This window comes from Rhodopseudomonas palustris, from assembly GCF_003226555.1.
Classification (GTDB): domain Bacteria; phylum Pseudomonadota; class Alphaproteobacteria; order Rhizobiales; family Xanthobacteraceae; genus Rhodopseudomonas; species Rhodopseudomonas palustris_I.
In genome coordinates, this window is record NZ_QKQS01000012.1 from 20519 (window position 1) to 41472 (window position 20954).

The 20954-nt window shown below is 62.5% G+C and carries 19 protein-coding genes; 6 read left to right on the forward strand and 13 right to left on the reverse strand.

What is annotated here, in order from left to right:
• Nucleotides 1–91: 91 nt before the first annotated feature.
• A complete protein-coding gene (locus DNX69_RS06765; RefSeq protein ID WP_234826884.1) occupies nucleotides 92–952 on the reverse strand; it encodes an ABC transporter ATP-binding protein in 861 nt (286 codons plus the stop codon).
• A 50-nt stretch (nucleotides 953–1002) separates the two neighbouring features.
• Between DNX69_RS06765 and DNX69_RS06770 the strand changes: the two genes are divergently transcribed.
• Nucleotides 1003–1794 carry an ATP-binding cassette domain-containing protein gene (locus DNX69_RS06770; RefSeq protein ID WP_165825202.1) on the forward strand — a complete coding sequence of 264 codons (792 nt, stop codon included), beginning with the start codon at nucleotides 1003–1005 and terminating at the stop codon, nucleotides 1792–1794.
• Nucleotides 1791–3338 (forward strand): ABC transporter permease/substrate-binding protein, encoded by a 1548-nt coding sequence (locus tag DNX69_RS06775; RefSeq protein WP_110785258.1) that lies wholly within the window; start codon nucleotides 1791–1793, stop codon nucleotides 3336–3338. Before DNX69_RS06770 ends, DNX69_RS06775 begins: the two co-directional genes overlap by 4 nt.
• 151 nt (nucleotides 3339–3489) lie before the next feature.
• Here DNX69_RS06775 and DNX69_RS26055 read toward each other — a convergent pair whose 3' ends face one another.
• The 7 genes from DNX69_RS26055 to DNX69_RS06805 form a co-directional block, all read right to left on the reverse strand.
• Nucleotides 3490–4593, reverse strand: a complete 1104-nt coding sequence (locus DNX69_RS26055; protein WP_133255980.1) for a hypothetical protein — start codon at nucleotides 4591–4593, stop codon at nucleotides 3490–3492.
• A gap of 556 nt (nucleotides 4594–5149) precedes the next feature.
• On the reverse strand, nucleotides 5150–6004 hold the full coding sequence (locus tag DNX69_RS06780) for an SDR family oxidoreductase (RefSeq protein ID WP_110785259.1): 855 nt from the start codon (nucleotides 6002–6004) through the stop codon (nucleotides 5150–5152).
• A gap of 138 nt (nucleotides 6005–6142) precedes the next feature.
• Entirely contained in the window at nucleotides 6143–7375 is a 1233-nt protein-coding gene (locus tag DNX69_RS06785; RefSeq protein WP_110785260.1) for an ABC transporter substrate-binding protein, read from the reverse strand.
• 99 nt (nucleotides 7376–7474) lie between these two features.
• On the reverse strand, nucleotides 7475–8203 hold the full coding sequence (locus tag DNX69_RS06790; RefSeq protein WP_110785261.1) for a FadR/GntR family transcriptional regulator: 729 nt from the start codon (nucleotides 8201–8203) through the stop codon (nucleotides 7475–7477).
• Between the two features lie 396 nt (nucleotides 8204–8599).
• Nucleotides 8600–11314, reverse strand: coding sequence for an NACHT domain-containing protein (locus tag DNX69_RS26060; protein WP_133255981.1), 2715 nt, complete (start codon nucleotides 11312–11314; stop codon nucleotides 8600–8602).
• Nucleotides 11315–11421: 107 nt separating this feature from the next.
• A complete protein-coding gene (gene ilvC, locus DNX69_RS06800) occupies nucleotides 11422–12441 on the reverse strand; it encodes a ketol-acid reductoisomerase (protein WP_110785263.1) in 1020 nt (339 codons plus the stop codon).
• Between the two features lie 194 nt (nucleotides 12442–12635).
• Nucleotides 12636–13511 carry an EamA family transporter gene (locus DNX69_RS06805; RefSeq protein WP_110785264.1) on the reverse strand — a complete coding sequence of 292 codons (876 nt, stop codon included), beginning with the start codon at nucleotides 13509–13511 and terminating at the stop codon, nucleotides 12636–12638.
• Between the two features lie 232 nt (nucleotides 13512–13743).
• On the opposite strand from DNX69_RS06805, the gene DNX69_RS06810 reads away from it, so the two are divergent.
• From DNX69_RS06810 to DNX69_RS06820, 3 genes are all read left to right on the forward strand, one after another.
• Nucleotides 13744–14169 carry a hypothetical protein gene (locus DNX69_RS06810; RefSeq protein ID WP_110785265.1) on the forward strand — a complete coding sequence of 142 codons (426 nt, stop codon included), beginning with the start codon at nucleotides 13744–13746 and terminating at the stop codon, nucleotides 14167–14169.
• Between the two features lie 73 nt (nucleotides 14170–14242).
• Complete coding sequence (locus DNX69_RS06815; protein ID WP_110785266.1) at nucleotides 14243–14827, forward strand: DUF421 domain-containing protein; 585 nt, start codon at nucleotides 14243–14245, stop codon at nucleotides 14825–14827.
• A 15-nt stretch (nucleotides 14828–14842) separates the two neighbouring features.
• Nucleotides 14843–15241, forward strand: coding sequence for a host attachment family protein (locus tag DNX69_RS06820; RefSeq protein WP_110785267.1), 399 nt, complete (start codon nucleotides 14843–14845; stop codon nucleotides 15239–15241).
• 49 nt (nucleotides 15242–15290) lie between these two features.
• Here the strand turns inward: DNX69_RS06820 and DNX69_RS06825 are convergent, their stop codons facing one another.
• From DNX69_RS06825 to miaA, 5 genes are all read right to left on the reverse strand, one after another.
• The gene (locus DNX69_RS06825) at nucleotides 15291–15653 is read right to left on the reverse strand and encodes a type II toxin-antitoxin system PemK/MazF family toxin (RefSeq protein WP_349626959.1); all 363 of its coding nucleotides are present in this window, start codon (nucleotides 15651–15653) and stop codon (nucleotides 15291–15293) included.
• Complete coding sequence (locus DNX69_RS06830; protein WP_110785269.1) at nucleotides 15610–15978, reverse strand: AbrB/MazE/SpoVT family DNA-binding domain-containing protein; 369 nt, start codon at nucleotides 15976–15978, stop codon at nucleotides 15610–15612. Before DNX69_RS06830 ends, DNX69_RS06825 begins: the two co-directional genes overlap by 44 nt.
• Before the next feature lie 61 nt (nucleotides 15979–16039).
• Complete coding sequence (gene ilvN, locus DNX69_RS06835; RefSeq protein WP_110785270.1) at nucleotides 16040–16582, reverse strand: acetolactate synthase small subunit; 543 nt, start codon at nucleotides 16580–16582, stop codon at nucleotides 16040–16042.
• A 225-nt stretch (nucleotides 16583–16807) separates the two neighbouring features.
• On the reverse strand, nucleotides 16808–18586 hold the full coding sequence (locus DNX69_RS06840) for an acetolactate synthase 3 large subunit (RefSeq protein ID WP_110785271.1): 1779 nt from the start codon (nucleotides 18584–18586) through the stop codon (nucleotides 16808–16810).
• Between the two features lie 514 nt (nucleotides 18587–19100).
• Nucleotides 19101–20051, reverse strand: a complete 951-nt coding sequence (gene miaA / locus DNX69_RS06845) for a tRNA (adenosine(37)-N6)-dimethylallyltransferase MiaA (RefSeq protein WP_110785272.1) — start codon at nucleotides 20049–20051, stop codon at nucleotides 19101–19103.
• Between miaA and serB the strand changes: the two genes are divergently transcribed.
• The gene (serB, locus tag DNX69_RS06850; RefSeq protein WP_110785273.1) at nucleotides 20050–20943 is read left to right on the forward strand and encodes a phosphoserine phosphatase SerB; all 894 of its coding nucleotides are present in this window, start codon (nucleotides 20050–20052) and stop codon (nucleotides 20941–20943) included. The genes miaA and serB overlap by 2 nt on opposite strands.
• The last annotated feature ends 11 nt before the right edge of the window (nucleotides 20944–20954 follow it).

The window sequence follows — 20954 nt, forward strand, 5'->3', positions numbered from 1 at the left end:
TCCTCGCGGCGCCCCCACCCCAGCCCTCCCCCGCAAGCGGGAGAGGGAGCGCGCCGTGCTCGGGGCAAGTCCGCGGCAAAAGCTAAATGCATCATGCCACCTGCCCATACGCCTTCATCACCTGCTCGCGCAGGACGGCCCAGATCTCACGATGCAGCGTGTGGAAATCGTGGGTCAGGCGGATCTCGAAGATGTCGCGCGGGCGCGGCAGTTCGATCCGCCAGTCGCCGACGATGCGCGAGGATGGACCGGCCGACATGATCACCACCCGATCGGCGAGTGCGATCGCTTCTTCGAGATCGTGAGTGACGAACAGCACCGCCTTCTTGTGCGCGCTCCACAGCTGCAGCAGCAGATTGCCCATGATCTGCCTTGTCTGCGCATCGAGCGGGCCGAACGGCTCGTCCATCAGCAGGATTTTCGGGTCGCGGATCAGCACCTGGGCGAGGCCGACGCGCTTGCGCTGGCCGCCCGACAGCATGTGCGGATAGCGCTGCGCGAACGCGCCGAGCCCGACCGTCTCCAGCCAGCCCTGCGCGCGCGCCAGCGCTTCGCTGCGCGGCGTGCCGGCAATTTCCAACCCGATCGCGACATTGTCGATCGCCGTCTTCCACGGAAACAGCGCATCGGCCTGAAACAGATAGCCGGCCTGCGGATTGAGGCCGCCCAGCGGCGCGCCGAAAATCCGCACCGTGCCGGCGGCGGGGCGCAGCAGCCCGGCCGCGACGTTGAGTAAGGTCGACTTGCCGCAGCCGGTCGGGCCGACGATGGCGACGAACTCACCATCCGCCACCGTCAGCGTCGCATGCTCCACCGCCGTATAGGTCCGCGCATCGGCGAGCCGGAACGCCACCGTGGCGTCCTGCAGCGCCACCGCCGCATTGTCCGTTTCCGTCACGCCCTCTCCCCGCTTGCTTGCCGGCGGCGACCATTCAACGCCGCGCGCCGACATGCAAGTCTGGCTTGCGCCCTGCGGTCTCCGGCGGCCATGCTGCGCCCATGATGAGCCCAGCTTCGCCGATGATCGCCTACGACAGCGTCACCAAGAGTTTCGGCGGCGGCCGGATCAAGGCGATCGACGATATCTCACTCGCGGTGCAGCGCGGCGAACTGCTCGCCATCGTCGGAGGCTCGGGCTCCGGCAAAACCACGCTGCTGCGGCTGACCAATCGCCTGATCGACGCCGATGCGGGCGCGATTGCGATCGACGGCCGCGATGTCCGCTCCGCCGATCCGATCACGCTTCGGCGCGGCATCGGCATGGTGTTCCAGAATGGCGGGCTGTTCCCGCATCTCACTGTGGCACGCAATATCGGGATCACGCCGAAGCTGCTGAACTGGCCGAACACCGACATCGCCGCGCGGGTCGATGAGCTGCTCGATCTGGTGCGGCTCGATCCGGCGCAGCATCGGAACCGGCTGCCGCACCAACTCTCCGGCGGCCAGCGCCAGCGCGTCGGCGTCGCCCGCGCACTCGCCGCCAGGCCGGAGATCGTGCTGATGGACGAGCCTTTCGGGGCGCTCGATCCGCTCACCCGCGACGCGCTCGGCGAAGACTTTCGCGCCCTGCACGACCGGCTGAAGCTCACCACCGTACTGATCACCCACGACATCACCGAAGCGCTGCTGCTGGCCGACCGGGTCGCGGTGATGCATCACGGACGGCTGCTGGCACTCGGCACTCCGGGTGAGCTTGCGGGCAGCCGCGACGCCTACGTCGCCGAGCTGCTGCAGACGCCACGCCGGCAGGCGCAGCGGCTCGGCGCATTGCTGCCGCGGGACGGCGCGGCATGAGCCTGTTCGCCGATCCGCGCTGGCGCGACGCGCTCGCCAATCTGCCCGACTATCTCGGCGCCCATGTGCGCGTCAGCCTGGCTGCGCTCGCGCTCGGACTGATCGTCAGCCTGCCGCTGGCGATCTTCGCCCGGCATCGGCCGCTGCTCCGCGGCGCCCTGCTCGGCTTTGCCGGCGTGGTGCAGACCGTCCCTGGCCTTGCGCTGCTGGCGCTGTTCTATCCGCTGCTACTGGCGCTTGCGGCACTCTCGGCAAGCGCATTCGGCGTCAGTTTCTCCGCGTTCGGCTTCCTGCCCGCGGTGCTGGCGCTGGCGCTGTATTCGATGCTGCCGGTGCTGCGCAACACCATCACCGGGCTCGACGGCATCGATCCGGCGCTGATCGAAGCAGCCGAGGGCGTCGGCATGACCGACCGTCAGGTGCTGACCATGGTCGAGCTGCCGCTCGCGCTGCCGGTGATCATGGCCGGCATCCGCACCGCGGCAGTGTGGGTGATCGGCACCGCGACGCTATCGACGCCGATCGGCCAGACCAGCCTCGGTAACTACATCTTCGCCGGCCTGCAGACCCAGAATTGGATTCTGGTGCTGTTCGGCTGCGCCGCCGCTGCGGTGCTGGCGCTCGCGGTCGATCAACTGCTCGCGTTGGTGGAGATTGGTCTGCGCCGCGGCAGCCGCTGGCGGATCGGATTGGGGTCGGCGGGCATCGCCGCAATCGTGATCGCGACGCTGCTGCCGACTGCGGCAGCGAGGAGCACCTATGTGATCGGCGCCAAAACCTTCACCGAGCAATACGTGTTGGCAGCGCTGCTCGAGCAGCGCCTCGACGCTGCAGGATTGACCGCGACCACGCGCGCCGGCCTCGGCTCCAGCGTGATCTATGATGCGCTCAAAAGCGGCAACATCGACGCCTATGTCGACTACTCCGGCACGCTGTGGGCCAACCAGTTCGAGCATCCCGGCATCGCCCCACGGGATCAGGTGATTGCCGACCTGAAACAGGATCTCGCCAAGGACGGCGTCACCCTGCTCGGCGAACTCGGCTTCGCCAACGCCTATGCGCTGGTGATGCCGCGCGCCAAGGCCGAGGCGCTGAATATCCACTCGATCGCCGATCTCGCCGCGCGCGCGCCGTCGATGACGATCGCCGGCGACTACGAGTTCTTCTCGCGGCCGGAATGGGCCAGCCTGCGCAGCGCCTATGGGCTGGCGTTCAAAACAGAGCGGCAGATGCAGCCCGATTTCATGTACGCCGCGGTCGCTTCGGGCGAAGTCGACCTGATCGCCGGCTACACCTCGGACGGGCTGATCGCCAAATACGACCTCGTCGTGCTCGACGATCCGAAACAGGCGATCCCGCCCTACGACGCGGTGCTGCTGCTGACCCCGAAGCGCGCGAACGACACCAAACTCCGCACCGCCCTGCAGCCCCTGCTAGGCCGTATCGACATCGAGGCGATGCGCGCCGCTAACCTGCAGGCGGGATCAGGCAGCACACCGGACGTGGCGGCACGCGCGTTGTGGGACCGCGTGAGGCTACGGTAACGTGGAGCGGATAAGCGGAACACCATCCGCCCCAGACTTGCCCTTGCAAAGCTGCTTGTCCCGCTCCCGTTCACTCAGAAAGCTCAGGACGCACGCTCATCTCAATGCACTGCTCGCGGCACTTCGATCCGCCGCGGCGTCGGCCGCACATTCAACGCATAGCGGGCGATTCATCGATCGCAAGAACAATTGGCTCGATGGCCTTGAGATAGTCGGGTGAATGATTCAGACGCATGCTGGTCACCCGCCTCGAAAAAAGATCAACGCTAAGAATTCGATAATGATCTTCAAACAACTCATTCACCAACAACGAATTGTCTACGAATGCGCCCGACGAGAAGCCAAGACCTTCAACGGATACCTCATCGTGAACAACACCATGGAGATCGGCCACCACCATGTGGTAGCGCCAAGGATTTCCTTTTCTATTCGTATTTAGAAAAGCCACCCATTTCCCATCACCAGACAAAATCGGACTAGTCGAATAACCTGCGACCGTGAACCGCGGAGCTACAGTAGTCGGTTTGTTTAGAATTTTTGCAGTTGAAGGGTCAAACTCGAGTACGTAAATCACGCTCATGTCGCATTCTAGAATCTTGCCATCCGCGCAGGGGCTCGAGTCAAGACTACGGCTTCCACCCGCACCGAAGGCGATCTTGTTGCCGCCCACGCTGATTGGCGACAGAGTGAATGCTTCATAATTGGTCAGGCGCACTGGCATTTGCCCTTTACGCACGACGAAAACGTCAAACCCTCTGCTGCCGTTCGCTTTTTGCACCGTTGTAGAGAATATGACGTCCCCATTCTGGACGTCGACTGGTGAGGACAGCGCCGCTTTGGTACGAAACAAGACTGAACAATGCCATGTGATTACTTCACAGCTCAGCAATTCCCGTTCTTCGCTTCTCACCATCTGCCTGACAAAGACCAGACGTTCTCCGTCCATGGAAAGGCGCGGTGACCAATGCGTATAGTTGTTGGTCGCGATCAGCCGCTGGGCCTCGCTGACGCGATCCAATAAAACGATACCATCGACCCCATCGCCAAGAGGTACTTGGAACGCGACCATTCTGGGAGACGCGGTGAATCCCCCATGGATTGATAGCTGCCTAGCCTGCGCAAGGCGATCGACGCCGCTGATTGCCCCTCGAAACGACGAGTAGCACGCCTGCATGCGACCTTGGCAGGAAGAAAACCACCAAGCACCGGCAACCACCGGTCCGCCAACGAAGGCCACAATGATCAAGTAATTCACTCTACGCATATTAATCCTCGACAATCTGATGGCTAGTCAAAACGATCAAACCACTAGAGCGCTGAACCACAATTGGGAATAATTCTAAAATTGTCATGACCCCGCCGCGACCCAAGGTCAGAACTCGGCACTCGCATCGTCTCGATGCGTTGTGAAATAGGCTGCTCCGAGGGGACGGCGGTGATGTTTCCCTTGAGTCAATCGAGGTCGGCTTTGATCGTCAGCAAGGACGTTGGCCACGCTAACAAAATCGGAGCGGAATTCTGAGACTCGGCTGCTCCGCGAAAGGTACTGGAGGCTGATCACCAAGTCTCGCCTCATTTGTTACCTTAGGCCGGATCAGCGGGAGGCGTAAGAGACCGCCAGGCGACCGTTCGTCATATTGACCGTGATCGGCCGCGGCGGATGCCGATCGCGACCGGTTAAGCGCTCTTCGCGGGGTCTTCTGCGCGTCCACGCGCCGTCCCTGCAGACGCCAACTGTCAGGTCGTTCCGACCGGACGGGACCAACCAGCTTGATCGAATCGAGGATCTCCCCGGCGAGCCGTCAAACAAGTCATGACTTCGCGGGCTTCAGTCCCAGCCGTTTGGCGACGACCTTGTCGATCCAGCGCGGCGGCAGCTTGGTCGACAACCAGAACTGCAGCGGCCCGGGCGTGATGACGTCGTGCGCCTTCGGCGACAGCGCGGTCAGCGCGTCATAGACGTGCTGCGCGATCGTCTCCGGCGGCAGTCCGCTTTCGTCCATCTGCGGCAGCAGCGCGCGCAGCTTCTGCAGCGCCGGATAGAACGGCGAGTTCGAAAACCGCGACACGTCCTCCCGCTCGGCCTTGGCCCAGATCGGCGTTTTGACGGCGCCCGGCATGACCACCACCACATCGATGCCGAATAGCATCAGTTCGCGCCGCAGCCCGTCCGACAGCCCGTTCAGCGCGTGCTTGGAGGCAGAGTACGCAGCCATCAGCGGATTGCCGAATTTGGCGGCGATCGACGACATCATCACGATCCGCCCCGGCGTGCCGCGCAGCGACCGGTCGGTGCCGAGCAGCGGCGCGAACGCCTGGGTCGCGAGGATCGGCCCGATCACGTTGACGTCGAACTGGCGGCGGAATTCATCGGCCGGCAGATCGAGCACCGGGCCCGCGACCGCAATGCCGGCATTGTTGACGAGCCCGGCGAGTGTCTCGCCGTCGAGCGCTGCCCGCACCTCGTCGGCCGCCGCCCGGACCGCGGCTTCATCGGTGACGTCGAACACCAGCGGCCTGAAGCCGCTACCGAATTCGACGATCAGGCGCTCGGCGTCGCTGTGCTTGCGCACGCTGCCGAACACCCGGAATCCCTTGTCCAGCAGCATCCGTGCAATGGCATTACCGATCCCGGTGGACACGCCGGTGACGACGACAGACTTCATGGCTCGCTCCGTTCGAACGCCGGCATCCTATCACAGCAAAACGGGACCGCGTCACCGCGATCCCGCTGCCATTCGTGTCGCCACAAAGCCGACCTCCCCTCTCCCCGCGCTCGGGGAGAGGGGATTGCCGCCGTGCGATCAGTTGCCGGCGACGGCTACCTCGCCCTTGATGACGTCGCCGAAGCGCTGCCAGCGTTCGCCCTTGAAGCTCATCATCTGGAACTGATCGATCGGGGCAAAATCGGTCGGCGATGTGTTGACGGTGACGCCCGGCAGCAGACCGTCGAGCTGGACGCCCTGCATGTTGGCCGCCTGCTTCATCAGGTTCGCGCGGGACAGGTCGTCGCCGCACATCCGAAGCGCTTGCTCCATCGTCTGGGCGATGCTGTAGCCGGACAGCACGGTGCTTTCCATCGCCTTGCCTTCGGGGATGTATTTTTCGACGAAGGCATGGAATTTCTTCATGCCGGGATCGTCGTTCCACTGCGGATCGGTCGGATCCTTGGCGAAGGTCGCGGACACCAGATCCTGCGCGTTGTCGAGGCCGGCCGGCTTCAGCACGGTGCCGAGCGACGACGAAGCGTTCGGCACGATGTGCAGCGGCTTCCAGCCGAGTTCGGCGACCTTCTTGATCGACTGCGCGGCGAACTTGCCGGTGGCGAACGAGAACAGCGTGTCGGCGCCGGACGCCTTCAGCTTGACGATCTGCGAGTCGATGGTCGGCTCGGCGACTTCGTAGCTGGCCTCGGCGACGAGCATCGACGCCGCCTTGTCGCCCAGCCCTTCCTTCAGGCCACGGATGTAGTCCTTGCCAAAATCGTCGTTCTGATAGAGCACGCCGATCTTGGCATTCGGCTTTTCCTTCAGGAGATACTTGGCATAGGCCGTGGCTTCGGCCTGATAGCTCGGCAGCCAGCCCATCGTCCATGGGAACTGCTTCGGATCGTTCCAGCGCGTGGCGCCGGTGGCGAGGAACAGTTGCGGCGTCTTGCGCGCGTTGAGATATTTCTGGATCGCGACGTTCGACGCGGTGCCGACATTACCGAACACCGCGAGCACCTCGTCGCTCTCGACCAGCTTGCGGGTCTGTTCGACCGTCTTCGGCGGCGAATACGCGTCGTCGTAGGAGATCACGTTGATCTTGCGGCCGTTGATGCCGCCTTCTTCGTTGATCTTCTTGAAATAGGCCGCGTAGGTCTTGCCGAGAATGCCATAGGCCGAAGCCGGGCCGCTGTACGGCACGGTGTTACCGAGCTTGATCTCGGTGTCGCTGGCGCCGGGGCCGTATTTCTTCTGAGCGAGCGCCGGGCCTGTGGCCAGCATCGCGATCGCAGCCGCAAGTGCGGCCACGGAGGTTGTCGTCTTACGCATTCTTGATCCTTCTTCTTGCGTTTCCTCGATGCGGCTGGTGCCGCGCGAAGCTCTCCCGTTAACCGGGGTTGTTTGTGGCGCGTCGGAGACGCGGGTGTTTCAGGTCGTGTTAGTCGCGGCCAGGCCGCCCTGCTCGGCAAGCGCCCGCACGTCGGCTGCAGCGGTCTCGACGTGGCGCCGCACCTGAGCGGCGGCGGTCACCTCGTCACGCGCTTCGATCGCAGCGACGAAAGCGCGATGATCCGCGAGCGAGCGGCGGCGGATCGCATCGGACTCAAAGTAGCGCTCCCGCCAGCGCCGGCTCATCAGCATCAGCGGCGTCAGGGTGCGCACCAGAATGCGGTTCTGGCTGGCGGCCACCAGCGCGAGATGGAAGTCGACGTCGGCCTCGGCCAGATCGCCGCCGGCCTGGATCGTCGCCGCGTAGGTTTGTAGCGACTGGTGGAGCCTGGTCAGATCCGCGTCGGTGCGGCGCTGGCAGGCGAGCCGCAGCGCCTGCTCCTCGCAGATGATACGGGCCTCAGTGACGTCGCGGGTGACTTGCGGATCGAAGGTCAGCCCGAGATCGGCCTGCAGCACCAACGCATCGAGCCCGCCGTCCTCGACGGCATTGCGCAAATAGATGCCAGATTTCGGCCGGCGCTCAGTGATGCGCATCGCGTCCAGCACCGCCAGCGCCTCGCGCACCGAACTGCGCGCCACCCCGAACCGCTCCGACAGCTCCCGCTCCGACGGCAGCCGGTCGCCCTTCGCCAGCCGGTGATGCTGCACGAATTCCAGTGTCCTGCGGACCGTATGCGAGGTCTCGGAACTGAGTGGGGTCGCCATGTCTGACCCTACCAATCTGGTCGGACCAGATCAAGCAAGCAGGGCTGCGGCGGATTGCACCGGACCGAAATGCAAAACGGGACCGCGTTGCCGCGATCCCGTTGATGACCTGTCATTGCGAGAAGCGAAGCGACGAAGCAATCCAGTCTCTGCTCAGAGCTCTGGATTGCTTCGCGGAGCCTATCATCGGGCCGGCCAGAGGCCGGACCCGTTGGCTCGCAATGACGCAGCAGAGGCTGCTTAGTTCTTCGACTTGTCGACCAGCGCGCCCTTCTTGATCCAAGGCATCATGTCGCGGAGTTTCGCGCCGAATTCCTCGATCGGGTGCTGAGCCACAGTGGTGGAGTCCTGCTACCGCTCCTCAGAAAGAGAGCAACATCCGAGACACACCAGCTATTACTTCTTCCTTCGACGCTTGCTCCGCGGTCCCCCAGCCAATTCCTGATCGAATTGGATGCGTTCCAGCTGATCATCGGTCAGTCGATTGCTCGAAAGTTGCTCCGGGCTCCTAAATACAGCGCTCCATAAATCTGCCCCGTCAAAATTGGCGTCCGTTACATCAGCATCCCACATGATGGCCATGAAGAGCTGGGATTTTGAAAAATCCGCCTTTATCGCACATAAGTTGTATAGATCTTGCAGATGAAGGATCTCCCGTGAACAGTCGATGCCCGAAAACAATGTAAGGGCTAGAATATATCCCCCGACCCGCTGACCTCGCAACCTCACTATAAGGCTTCCAATACTCGTCGAGTCATGACCGTCAGGACGGAAATCAATCGGTCGAAAGGTGAGCTCGTTCAACTCAGGAAGAATGGCTGCATTCAAACAAGCCAACAGAGCTTCTTCGGCATTTCTGGCCTGCTCCACTGCCTCTCGAAACGACTGAGGACGGCGCACCAATTGATCATCAGGCAATTGGAAAAGTGCATGAGCAGGCAATCCCTCACGCAAGCCGAACTGCATACATTTGGCCAACGAGTCGCGCAAAAGCGCAACATCTTCTTTCGCCTCCCCATACAAATTAGATAGCTCCTCCCTCAAGAAACGCAACAAATCATAATCGATTGGCCGAGGCCCCATCAGCCTCATCCAATCTCGAAGCACCTTCGTTTCATCAAAATCTTTACTCCTCCCGCTCTTTTCTTTCCTTGAACGCGCAAAGTCTTCGGCATTCGACCAGACAACCTTCACAATTCGTCGAGCGACAAGATACTCCGCAAACGTCTTATGCAAGAACTCAAACGAGTTCGGCCTTTCCCCCGGCTTCATATAGAATGCCAAGGCTGCTCCGATAGCGGGCTTCGTGGAACCAACAATATTCTTGAATGATTGCGCGACTTGCGAGTCCCAGTCGCGAAGTAACTTATCAACCACATCAATAGATCCAGTTCGAGCAGACCCATCATACCAAGCTGAGAATGCCATCGCCTGAAGAACTGTTTCATAATCTGCAAACTGCTGAAACTCCGTCGCGAAATTTCGGTCTCCTTTGTCGCATTCTCGATCAAAAAAATGATGCAGAAGCCGATTGTAGAGCCAGTTTCGAGCCACACCTTCCTTTTTTGATTTCGCCTCCCAGGGACGTATCAAGGCAACAAAATACAGAAGAAGGGGCTCAACCGTAATGTCGAAAAAGTCAGGATGCAGCAGTATCGGAGGCACGGTTTGGGGGATACTTACCGAGGTCTCCTTCCAAAGATTCCACCAAGACACCCTTTGGTCCTCAGCAAGAAGATTATTTGGGTCGATATAGGGTGAAGGATGCGCATCTCTATTTCGAGGCTCTGCGAACCGCATTAAGAAAAGAATCTGCTCTCCAGAACATTTCAAAGCTCTGCCCGCACTGCTGGCGGCGGCGATTCTCCCCGTGACCACCGCAATGCAACGAACCACGCCTTGGTGTCCGTTTTCTTGGTCAAGCAATCCCCTTAGATCTGACATAAACTCACGAGCGATATCGTCAGCATCCTTTCCAGGCCGAACTAATTCATCTAAACCGTCAAAGATCAACAACAGCGGCTTGCCTTCAACTCCTACATCCCTCTCAAGTGGAGACGTGGTAAGTGGGATACTCCTCGTATCTACTAAGTAATCTTTGATTCGCTCACGAAGAGGACGCTCTGGCCTCTCAAGTTTTTGAAGGGGAATTAGAATAGGATAAACAGAACCGAGACGAGCAATTCGAGCCGCAAATGCTCGCATTGAGCTTGATTTTCCAATTCCTGGCCCGCCACTTACAATGCGCAGCGTATCCCGCCGATCTAACGCGGCCATCCAAGTTTCAAGCGCTTCAAAGAAGGGCATCACCTTCTTTTTTGTCTCGTGCTGGACAACCAAATCAGCCGGCTTCTCGATCACACCTTGATTTGAAGTCGCAGGTTTAATTTCAACATATGCCCGCAACGGAACAAAAACTCGAGCCAATGTGACTGCTGCAGGATCATCTTCATCCTGCCCAATCAGGCGAAGCTCGGTAAACTGCTCTTCCAAGTACTGAAGATATCCATCAAATTGCTGCTGGGCCTGCATGGAGCTAGTGAAGGGTGAATTGAGAGCCGTTTCGAGCACATCAAAGCGACTAGGATTTTTCATCCAGGCTCGATGCAGACCGCCAGGAAAATGCTGCTCGATTTTCGCTCTACTTTGAGCCGGCTCATCTACGCCGCCAAAACGATAACACCAGGCCGCCAATTCGTGGGCTACATCGTCCAAAAGGACTAGACCATTCGGCTTTGAAAAGAAGTCAGGCTCGATCGTATAGGTGCGCGTCTCGATTCGCCGACCAAGGTCCGTCATCAACACCTTCAGATCTTCTGGTGTCCAGGACTTTGTCAGCTTCAACTCAGCAACTGACTTTTCGATAGCATATAGTAATCCGCCGGAAACCAGTTGCCAGGCACGCAATTCAAGCGTCTCTTCGCGTGCCACTCCCTTAAGGGCGCCGAAGAACCCAGTAATGATATTAGGTGCGATGGCAAGAGACGCTCCTCCGGTCTTAACGGCGAGAAGCGTCTTCGCTGCTGCCTCTACAACGCCGCCAATAATTGGCAACAATTCAAATTTGAACGTCTGCCCCTTCAGTGACAACTGAATACCGTTCTCAGACATAGAAAATCCCCCGACTCTAAGGAGCCGAGGGATTCGTTACTAGATCAACGCACGCTATGCGAGCATATTCGATTGATATTCAACCGAAGTTCAATGAACCTGTTCGCTTAGTTCTTCGACTTGTCGACCAGAGCGCCCTTCTTGATCCAGGGCATCATGTCGCGGAGTTTCGCGCCGACTTCCTCGATCGGGTGCTGCGCCAGCTTGGCGCGGGTGGCCTTGAACGAGGTCTGGTTGACCTTGTTCTCGAGCATCCAGTTGCGGGTGAAGATGCCGTTCTGGATGTCTTCCAGCACCCGCTTCATCTCCGCCTTGGTCTCGGCGGTGACGATGCGCGGACCGGTGACGTACTCGCCGTATTCCGCGGTGTTGGAGATCGAGTAGTTCATGTTGGCGATGCCGCCTTCATAGATCAGGTCGACGATCAGCTTCACTTCGTGCAGGCACTCGAAATAGGCCATTTCCGGCGCGTAGCCGGCTTCCACCAGGGTCTCGAAGCCGGCCTTGATCAGCTCGACCAGACCGCCGCACAGCACCACCTGCTCGCCGAACAGGTCGGTCTCGCATTCCTCGCGGAACGAGGTCTCGATGATGCCGGCGCGGCCGCCGCCGATCGCCGAGGCGTAGCTGAGGCCGAGGTCGTGGGCGTTGCCCGAGGCGTCCTTGTGGATCGCGATCAGGCACGGCACGCCGCCGCCGCGCTGATATTCGGAGCGCACGGTGTGGCCGGGGCCCTTCGGCGCGACCATCAGCACGTCGAGGTCGGCGCGCGGCTCGATCAGGTTGAAGTGGACGTTGAGGCCGTGGGCGAACAGCAGCGCCGCGCCCTGCTTCATGTTGTCGTGCAGATGCTCGCGGTAGATGTCGGCCTGCAATTCGTCCGGCGTCAGCATCATCATGACGTCGGCCCACTTCGCAGCCTCGGCGACGTCCATCACCTTGAAGCCGGCGTTCTCGGCCTTCTTGGCGGACGCCGAGCCCTTGCGCAGCGCGATCGCGACGTCCTTGACGCCCGAATCCTTCAGGTTCAGCGCGTGGGCGTGGCCCTGGCTGCCATAGCCGATGACGGCGACCTTCTTGCCCTTGATCAGGTTCAGATCGGCGTCGCGATCGTAGTAAACTCGCATCCTCGTTCCTCTTTCTCGGCGGCCCGTCCCGCCCGTGCTGGTATGATCGGGCCAAGCCGGCCGACCGTTGAATTGCCGCTGGTTTTTAGGGGTCCGGGTGCCCGGACACAAGCCCGCGGCGGCGATTTGTGGCGGTTAGGACAGCATGGCTGCCGCGATGCGGAAAACCCGCCGCTTACGACTTTTGGCGCGCCTCAGCCCACCTCCGGCAGCGGCGGCCGGGCGCGGCCGAACAGCAACATGATGGCGAGGCCGGCGACCACGATCAGCATCCCGGTGAGCCGCAGCGGTCCGAACGTCTCCCCGAACACCAGGCTCGACGCCCCCGCCCCGATGAACGGCACCAGCAATGCAAAAGGCACAACCTGGGCGGCGCTATAGGCGTGCAGCAGCCGTCCCCAGATCCAATAGCCGATGGTGGTCGAGCCGACCGACAGCGACAGCATCGCCGCCATCACCCCCGGCGACAGATGAGTCAGTTCGTGCCAGATCGCCGGCCCGCCGTCCGTTACCCAGGCGGCGAGCGCCAGCGGCGGCAGCGATGCGAAGCTGATCCAGGCGAACAGATCGAGCATCGGCACGTCCCGCGCCTGTCGCAGCAGCAGATTGGAGAAGGCAAAGGCGATCGGCGCCGTCATGGTGACGGCGAAAGCCACCAGGGTGAAATCATAGCCGACGGTGAAGCAGATCATCAGCAACCCGCAGGCTGCGACACCGATCCCGGTCAGTTGCGCGCGGGTCGGTCGCTCGCCGAGCAGCACCGCCGCAAAGGCAATCGTGAACAAGGCCTGGCTCTGCACGATCACCGCGGTCAGTCCCGCCGGCACGCCCTGCGAAATCCCCCAGCTCTGGGTGAGATATTGCCACACCAGCAGCAGGCTGATCCCCACCCACACTGTCCAGGCCAGTTGCGGCCGTGGCAGCAGCAGACAGGGCAATGCGGTAATGGCGAAACGGAGCAAGTTCAGCACCGTCGGCGACATCTCGGTCAGCGCGTAGCGCGTGAACACGAAGCCGAGCCCCCAGATCAACGCGACGAGGAGCGCAAGCGCTGTGTCGGCCGGCTTCATTATCGTTTCCCGCCCTCTGGTGCGCGGACAGAGTCGCGCCGTTGCGGGCGTTCCTAGCCGATCCGAACCGGCGCGATAAGCGGCGGCAGCGCGGGGCTGCCCAGCAACCAGCAGCAGAACTGAACGGATGGGGGAGAGCCTCCTGGTGTACGCGGGCGCACAGGAACGATGCGAAGTGACAGCGGTTGGCGCGGCAAGGGCGACTCCTCTTCCAACCCAAGGAGATCCTTCGATGATCAAGCAAATCGTGACCTGCGCAATTCTCTCGACCGCACTCACCACCGCGGCTTTCGCGGCCGGTCCCGGCGCCATGGACAGCACCAAGAACGCCGGCGGTACAGGCACCCACAGCTCGACCAACAACTCGAACATGCAGACCTCCACCGACTCGGTGAAGGGTTCGCAGTCGGCCCAGAACCTGCCGCAGCAGATCCGCACCAAGTTGCAGAGCGCCGGCTTCTCCGACGTGAAGGTGGTTCCACAAACCTTCGCAGTTTCGGCCAAGGACCGCGACGGCGATCCAGTGATGATGATGATCGGCCCGCATTCGATGGCGATCATTCAGGCGATGAACAGCAGCGACAGCCAGACCACCGGTTCTTCGTCCTCGAGCAGCGGCCAGAGCGGCAGCTCGTCGACCAGCCGCAACAACAAGTAACCGATCAGGAGCGAGCGCAGGCAAAGGCCGCCCCTGGCCTTTGCCGCAACTCCCGTAATTTTAGGGAAGCCAGATGGACGGCCTGCTCCATGTGCTGGTGGTCACGCCCATTGCCTATATTGCCTTGGTCGCGTTCTTGCGCATCTCGGGCAAGCGCACGCTGACCAAGCTGAATGCATTCGATCTGGTCGTCACCGTGGCGTTGGGTTCGACGCTCGCCACCATTGCGCTGAACACTTCGGTATCGCTGGCGGAAGGATTGTTGGCCCTCGCATTACTGATTGGCCTGCAATATCTGATCACCTGGGCGTCTGTGCGGTCGAGCCGGGTCGAAGGGCTGGTCAAGAGCGAGCCGACGCTTCTGTTATATCGCGGAGCGTTCATCGAACCGGCTTTGCGGTCTCAGCGCGTCACCAAGGACGAGATTGCGGCGGCGCTGCGCAACAGCGGCGTCGCGTCGGTCGCGGATGTCGACGCGGTAGTGCTGGAAACCGACGGATCGCTGAGTACGATCACGTCTGTGGACTGGGATCGCGCGACTGCTTTGACGGGTGTGGTCCAGCCTGCGGCAATCAAGTCGGGCCAGTCCGCGGAACCAACTCCCGCCTCCCCGGTTGGCAACTGGCACCGGCCGCACCCAAACGGCCGCAACAGTTGAAGGGGAAATCAATCGATGGCGCTTATTCCGCACAATACGCTGGTGGTGGTCGCCGACGGCCGCGGCGCGTTGCTGCTGCGCAACACCGGCAAGCCGGCGAACATCACGCTTCGGCAGGAGCGCAAGCTGGAGCCGGTCAACCTTGAAAACGACGGCCCGTCGGGCTCGCGCCCCGAGGATCAGACCGCCAGCCAGACCGACGAAGCCACTTTCGCCAAGCAGCTCACCAACACGCTGAACAAGATGAAGCTGGACGGCGAGTTCGATCAGCTCGTGCTGGTCGCCGACCCGCAGACGCTCGGCCAGATCCGCCCGATCCTGCACAAGACGGTTGAGGCCTCGCTGATCCGCTCGCTGGCGAAGGACCTCACCAACCACCCGCTCGATCAGATCGCCGAGGCGATCGCGGCGTAGGTTGCCGAAGGCGAAGCCACCTATCCTTCGAACGTCACGCGTGTGGCAGTCAACCGATCTCGGTGCCGAGCAGGGCACCGAGCCGGGCACGGACGTCTTGAACGACGTCTTGCGGGACTCGCTCGATCGTGTGGAACATGCGCGCCGCCCGATCAATCGATCGTACTTGATCGATCAGAACAACGCCTCGAGTCTTCAACCCGGGCGGTAGAGCCACGACAGTCGGCCAGCTCCGCATCTTGGACGAGATCGGACAAATGATGGCGCGACGCGACATCTCGTGAAACGCTTGCGATGTCAGCACGAGTGCGGGTCTGCGGCCGGACTGCTCCGTTCCCCGGATATCGTCTAGTTCGACCCAGACGATATCACCGACGTCGACGGCGGGCATTGCGGCTGGACTGTTTCGCATCAAGAGGCTGTTCTACCCGAACAGGCGCGCCATCCGGGCCCGGCACGATCAGTCCGCGAGAATAATCATCGTCGATGATCTCCGCGCCGCGATCTGGTCCCCAATCCACGGTCTCGGGCTCGTTCTTGGGCCCCAGCCGCTTGATCTCGTCCAGCATCTCGGCAAGCAGTTCGGCCGAAGTTTTCCGGCTCGGCTTCAACCGCAGCTCACCGTTCTCAACCGTGAGAACGAGTTCGCTGCCGGCCGTAGCGCCCACGCTCTGCGCGGCGGCGCTCGGCAACCGGATTCCCAGACTGTTGCCCCACTTCGCGACCTTGACCTTCACGGCGGCCTCCTTCGGCTCGGATATCCAATGTATATCCGAGCCGACGAAACCGCCAGAGCCCCTACATCCCTTCGGCGCCGCGGCCGATCGCGCAGACGCCGGTGCGCACCACTTCGACCAACCCGAGCGGGCGCATCAGCTCGATGAACTGATTGATCTTCGACGAGTTGCCGGTGATCTCGAACACGAAGCTCTCGGTCGAGGCGTCAATCACGCGGGCGCGGAACGCTTCGGCGAGCCGCAGCGATTCGACGCGGTGGTCGCCGGTGCCGCGCAGCTTGACCATCGCAAGCTCGCGCTCGATCGAGCGGCCGCTCAGCGTCATGTCGACGACGCGATACACCGGGACCATGCGATCGAGCTGGTTCTTGATCTGCTGGATCACCATCGGGGTGCCGGTGGTGACGATGGTGATGCGGGACAGGTGCTTCTGCGCCTCGGTCTCCGACACCGTGAGACTTTCGATGTTGTAGCCGCGCCCCGAAAACAGCCCGATGACCCGGGCCAAAACGCCGGGCTCGTTCTGCACGATCACCGATAGCGTGTGAGTCTCGTTCGGATCGTGGCGCTCTTCCATGAAGTAAGCGGATGCGGGCTGGGTCATCTCAATTCCCTGTCAAACTCGGGTCCGATCGCATCGGACAATTTCGGTTGCACGCGGCGCCGCCCCACCCTCTGCCGTCATCCCCGCGAAAGCGGGGATCCAGCATTCTAGAGCTTTGCCTGAACAATACGCGCTCTGCGATACTGGGTCGCCCGGTCAAGCCGGGCGATGACGGCGGAGCAAGTGGCACCGCCGTTGCGTAACAATCACCTCAGGCCGTTATCTTCACACCAGTGCCTTGCCGCCGGCGAAGGCGGCTGCGGTGGCTTCGTCGGTGGCTTCGGCCGGCAGCAGCATTTCGTTGTGCGCCTTGCCCGACGGGATCATCGGGAAGCAGTTCTCCAGCGCGGCGACGCGGCAGTCGAACAACACCGGCTTGTTCACCTTGATCATGTCCTGGATCGCGCCGTCGAGATCGGACGGTTTGATCACCTGCATGCCGACCGCGCCATAGGCCTCGGCGAGCTTGACGAAGTCCGGCATCGCCTCGGTGTAGGAGTGCGACAGCCGGTTGCCGTGCAGCAGTTGCTGCCACTGGCGCACCATGCCCATGTACTGGTTGTTCAAGATGAAGATCTTGATCGGCAGTTCGTACTGCACCGCCGTCGCCATCTCCTGGATCGTCATCTGCACCGAGGCGTCGCCGGCGATATCGACGACGAGGCTGCCCGGATGCGCCACCTGCACGCCCAGCGCCGCCGGCAGGCCGTAGCCCATGGTGCCGAGGCCGCCCGAGGTCATCCAGCGCTTCGGCTGTTCGAAGCCGTAGAACTGCGCTGCCCACATCTGATGCTGGCCGACTTCGGTCGTGATGTAGGTGTCACGGCCGCGGGTCGACTCGTACAGCCGCTGGATCGCGTATTGCGGCATGATGACGTCGTTGTTCTTCTTGTACGCAAGCGAATTGCGCGCGCGCCAGGTCGCGACCTGCTGCCACCACTGCTTGATGTCGGGCTTCTTGGCCTCGGCCTTGAACACGCCGAGCAGATCCTCGAGCACCGTGGCGACGTCGCCGATGATCGGCACATCGACCCGGATGTTCTTGTTGATCGACGACGGATCGATGTCGATGTGGATCTTCTTGGCGTTCGGCGCGAACGCGTCGGTGCGGCCGGTGATGCGGTCGTCGAACCGCGCGCCGATGCACAGCATGACGTCGCAACCATGCATCGTCATGTTGGCTTCGTAGGTGCCGTGCATGCCGAGCATGCCGAGCCAGTTCTTGCCCGAGGCCGGATAGGCACCGAGGCCCATCAGCGTCGAGGTGATCGGGAAGTCGGTGATCTCGACCAGTTCGCGCAACAGCCGTGACGCTTCGGGGCCGGAATTGACCACGCCGCCGCCGGAATAGATCACCGGCCGCTTGGCGTTCGCCAGCAGCGCGACCGCCTTGCGGATCTGAGCAGGGTCGCCCTTCCTGTTCGGCACGTAGGAGACGTGGACATCGGCCTTGCGCGGCGGATGATAGGTGCCGGTGGCGAACTGCACGTCCTTCGGCACGTCGACCACAACCGGGCCCGGACGGCCAGAGGTCGCGACGTAGAACGCCTCGTGCAGCACCTTCGGCAGATCCTCGATGCGGCGCACCAACCAGTTGTGCTTGGTGCACGGCCGGGTGATGCCGACGGTATCGCATTCCTGGAAAGCGTCATTGCCGATCAGATGAGTCGGCACCTGACCGGTGATGCAGACCAGCGGGATCGAATCCATCAGCGCGTCGGCGAGCGGCGTCACCATGTTGGTGGCGCCGGGGCCGGAGGTCACCAACACCACGCCCGGCTTGCCGGTCGAGCGCGCATAGCCCTCGGCCGCATGGCCGGCGCCCTGCTCGTGCCGGACCAGGATGTGCTGGACGTCGGACTGCTGGAAGATCTCATCGTAGATCGGAAGTACCGCACCGCCCGGATAGCCGAAGATGTGCTCGACACCGTGATCCTTCATCGCGCGGACGATCATCGCCGCACCGGTCATCTGGTTCGGATCGTGGCTGTTGCTGTCGCTCATGGTTGGCTCCGGATGCGCCTTGGGCGCTGTCGTTCGTGGTTCGGTGATGGTTCAGGCAATAAAAAAGGGCCCGTCGAAGGCCCTCAGCGCACCGTCCGTTCGCGGGGTGGAGTCTATCCACCCCCGGCGGTGCGCCTGGGTACGATGACGAGAAGCAGGTCGGTAATTTTGTGTCGCATGTGGCCGGCTCGGCTTCCCAAAGGTTGCGCGCGGACCATACCCCTGAAACCCTGAATGTCAAGGCGGGGAAAGACCCGAGCAGATCAAACCTTAGCCGGATTTCGGGGCGGTCGCGAGCGGTAATAACAGGCAGGCGGCATGCTGCGAAGTGAGATGCGCGGGTCCGGTTCGCTCCGGCTGCTGCCTTCCGCGAAGGTGGTGGTGCCTGAACCTCCACGCCGGCCGCCTTGCCCCCAAGCGCGTCATTCCGGCGCGCGTGCGCAGCTCGCGAACGCGGAATCCCGCGGTTCGGGGCACGTCGGCGTTTCCACAGCTGCGAGCTTCCGGGTTCGCGCTACGCGCTCCCCGGAATGACAGTGTTCAGCAAGGCCCCCGCTTCTCCCGGCCTCACCCACCGGAATTCCGGCAACTGATGCCGAAACCAGGTGAACTGCCGCTTGGCGTAGTGCCGGGTGTCGGCGGCGCCGATCGCGGCGGCTTCGTCGAGGGTGATCTCGCCGCGCAGGTGCCGGATCAGCGCCGGCACGCCGTGAGCCTTCATCGCCGGCAGCAACGGGTCGAGCCGGCGCTCGGCCAATGCAGCGACTTCATCGAGCGCGCCGGCCTTCAGCATCACCGCGAAACGTGAGTCGATCCGCGCGTACAGCGCCTCCCGCTCAGGCGCCAGGAAGATCGCCACCACATCGTCCGGCGGCAGCAGCGGCGGCGAGGCCTGCTTGTGCCAGTCGGTCAATGGCCGGCCGGTCGCCAGCACCACCTCCAGAGCCCGCGCGATTCGCGTCCGGTCGGCCGGCGCCAGCCGCGCCGCGGCCTCCGAATCGTGGTGCGCCAGCTCGGCGTGCAGCGCCTGCACACCGTCCCGGTCGAGCCGCAGCCGCACCGCGTCGCGCACCTCGGCCGGCACCGGCGGCACCGTGGACAGACCGCGGGTCAGTGCCTTGAAATACAGCCCCGTGCCGCCGATCAGGATCGGCAACCGCCCGGCCGCCCTCGCCTCCGCCAGCGCCGCAGCCGCCGCCTCGACATAGGCGCCGGCGGAGAAATTCACCGCGGCATCGACCGTGCCATAAAGAAGGTGCGGCGCCTGGCTCTCTTCGTCGGGCGTCGGCCGGGCGGTGATGATGCGCAGGTCGCGATACACCTGCATCGAATCGGTGTTGATGACGATGCCGCAGCTGGCCTGCGCCAACTTCAGCGCCAAGGCCGACTTGCCGCTGGCGGTCGGCCCTGCGATAAGCACGGCCGCCGGCCGCCGGCCGTGCCGTTCCGGACCTTCCGCTGTCATGTCGCTCGTCGCCACGCTCATCTGCAATCCGAACAATCCCGCGCTGGATTCGACCGTGATCGAGGGGGCGCGAGCCGTGCTGCCCCAGCCCAACGAAGCGGTCTGGCTGCACGACGAGGTCGCTGCCGACATCTTCTTCGCCAGCAGCGAAGATCCCGTGGCACTCGCCGACAGGCTGCGCGCGGCCCTCGGCGATCTGCCGGTCGATGTCGTGGTGCAGCCTGCCGCGACCCGGCGCAAGAAGCTTTTTCTCGCCGATATGGACTCGACCATGATCGGCCAGGAGTGCATCGACGAACTGGCCGGGTTCGTCGGGCTGAAGGACCATGTCGCCGCGATCACCGAGCGAGCGATGCGCGGCGAGATCGAATTCGAACCGGCGCTGCGAGAGCGCGTGGCACTGCTCAAGGGCCTGCCGCTCGAGGTGATCGGCCAGGTGCTCGACACCAGGATCACGCTGACTCCGGGCGGCCGGGCCGTGGTGCAAACGATGCGCGCTAATGGCGCCTACACCTGCCTGGTGTCCGGCGGCTTCACCCAGTTCACCCAGGTAGTCGCCGAACGGCTCGGCTTCGCCGAACATCGCGCCAACCAACTGATGAGCCAGGACGGCAAACTGACCGGCACTGTCGCCGACCCGATCCTCGGCCGCGAAGCCAAGCTGGCGACGCTGCTGGAGCTGCGCGAGGCCGACGATCTCGATGCGATCGATACGCTGGTTGTCGGCGACGGCGCCAACGACCTCGGCATGATCCAGGCGGCCGGCCTCGGCATCGCCTATCACGCCAAGCCTGCGGTCGCCGCCGCCGCGCACGGCCGCATCGATCACGGCGACCTCACCGCTCTGCTGTATGCGCAGGGCTACAAGCGCAGCGAATTCGTCGGCGACTAAGGTTCCTGCCG

Excerpts from the sequence above, each read along its gene's own strand:
- DNX69_RS06765 (WP_234826884.1), bottom strand. The coding sequence starts at position 952 with ATGTCGGCGCGCGGCGTTGAATGGTCGCCGCCGGCAAGCAAGCGGGGA.
- DNX69_RS06770 (WP_165825202.1), top strand. The coding sequence starts at position 1,003 with ATGAGCCCAGCTTCGCCGATGATCGCCTACGACAGCGTCACCAAGAGT.
- DNX69_RS06775 (WP_110785258.1), top strand. The coding sequence starts at position 1,791 with ATGAGCCTGTTCGCCGATCCGCGCTGGCGCGACGCGCTCGCCAATCTG.
- DNX69_RS06780 (WP_110785259.1), bottom strand. The coding sequence starts at position 6,004 with ATGAAGTCTGTCGTCGTCACCGGCGTGTCCACCGGGATCGGTAATGCC.
- DNX69_RS06785 (WP_110785260.1), bottom strand. The coding sequence starts at position 7,375 with ATGCGTAAGACGACAACCTCCGTGGCCGCACTTGCGGCTGCGATCGCG.
- DNX69_RS06790 (WP_110785261.1), bottom strand. The coding sequence starts at position 8,203 with ATGGCGACCCCACTCAGTTCCGAGACCTCGCATACGGTCCGCAGGACA.
- DNX69_RS26060 (WP_133255981.1), bottom strand. The coding sequence starts at position 11,314 with ATGTCTGAGAACGGTATTCAGTTGTCACTGAAGGGGCAGACGTTCAAA.
- ilvC (WP_110785263.1), bottom strand. The coding sequence starts at position 12,441 with ATGCGAGTTTACTACGATCGCGACGCCGATCTGAACCTGATCAAGGGC.
- DNX69_RS06805 (WP_110785264.1), bottom strand. The coding sequence starts at position 13,511 with ATGAAGCCGGCCGACACAGCGCTTGCGCTCCTCGTCGCGTTGATCTGG.
- DNX69_RS06810 (WP_110785265.1), top strand. The coding sequence starts at position 13,744 with ATGATCAAGCAAATCGTGACCTGCGCAATTCTCTCGACCGCACTCACC.
- DNX69_RS06815 (WP_110785266.1), top strand. The coding sequence starts at position 14,243 with ATGGACGGCCTGCTCCATGTGCTGGTGGTCACGCCCATTGCCTATATT.
- DNX69_RS06820 (WP_110785267.1), top strand. The coding sequence starts at position 14,843 with ATGGCGCTTATTCCGCACAATACGCTGGTGGTGGTCGCCGACGGCCGC.
- DNX69_RS06825 (WP_349626959.1), bottom strand. The coding sequence starts at position 15,653 with ATGCGAAACAGTCCAGCCGCAATGCCCGCCGTCGACGTCGGTGATATC.
- ilvN (WP_110785270.1), bottom strand. The coding sequence starts at position 16,582 with ATGACCCAGCCCGCATCCGCTTACTTCATGGAAGAGCGCCACGATCCG.
- DNX69_RS06840 (WP_110785271.1), bottom strand. The coding sequence starts at position 18,586 with ATGAGCGACAGCAACAGCCACGATCCGAACCAGATGACCGGTGCGGCG.
- serB (WP_110785273.1), top strand. The coding sequence starts at position 20,050 with ATGTCGCTCGTCGCCACGCTCATCTGCAATCCGAACAATCCCGCGCTG.
- miaA (WP_110785272.1), bottom strand. The coding sequence starts at position 20,051 with ATGACAGCGGAAGGTCCGGAACGGCACGGCCGGCGGCCGGCGGCCGTG.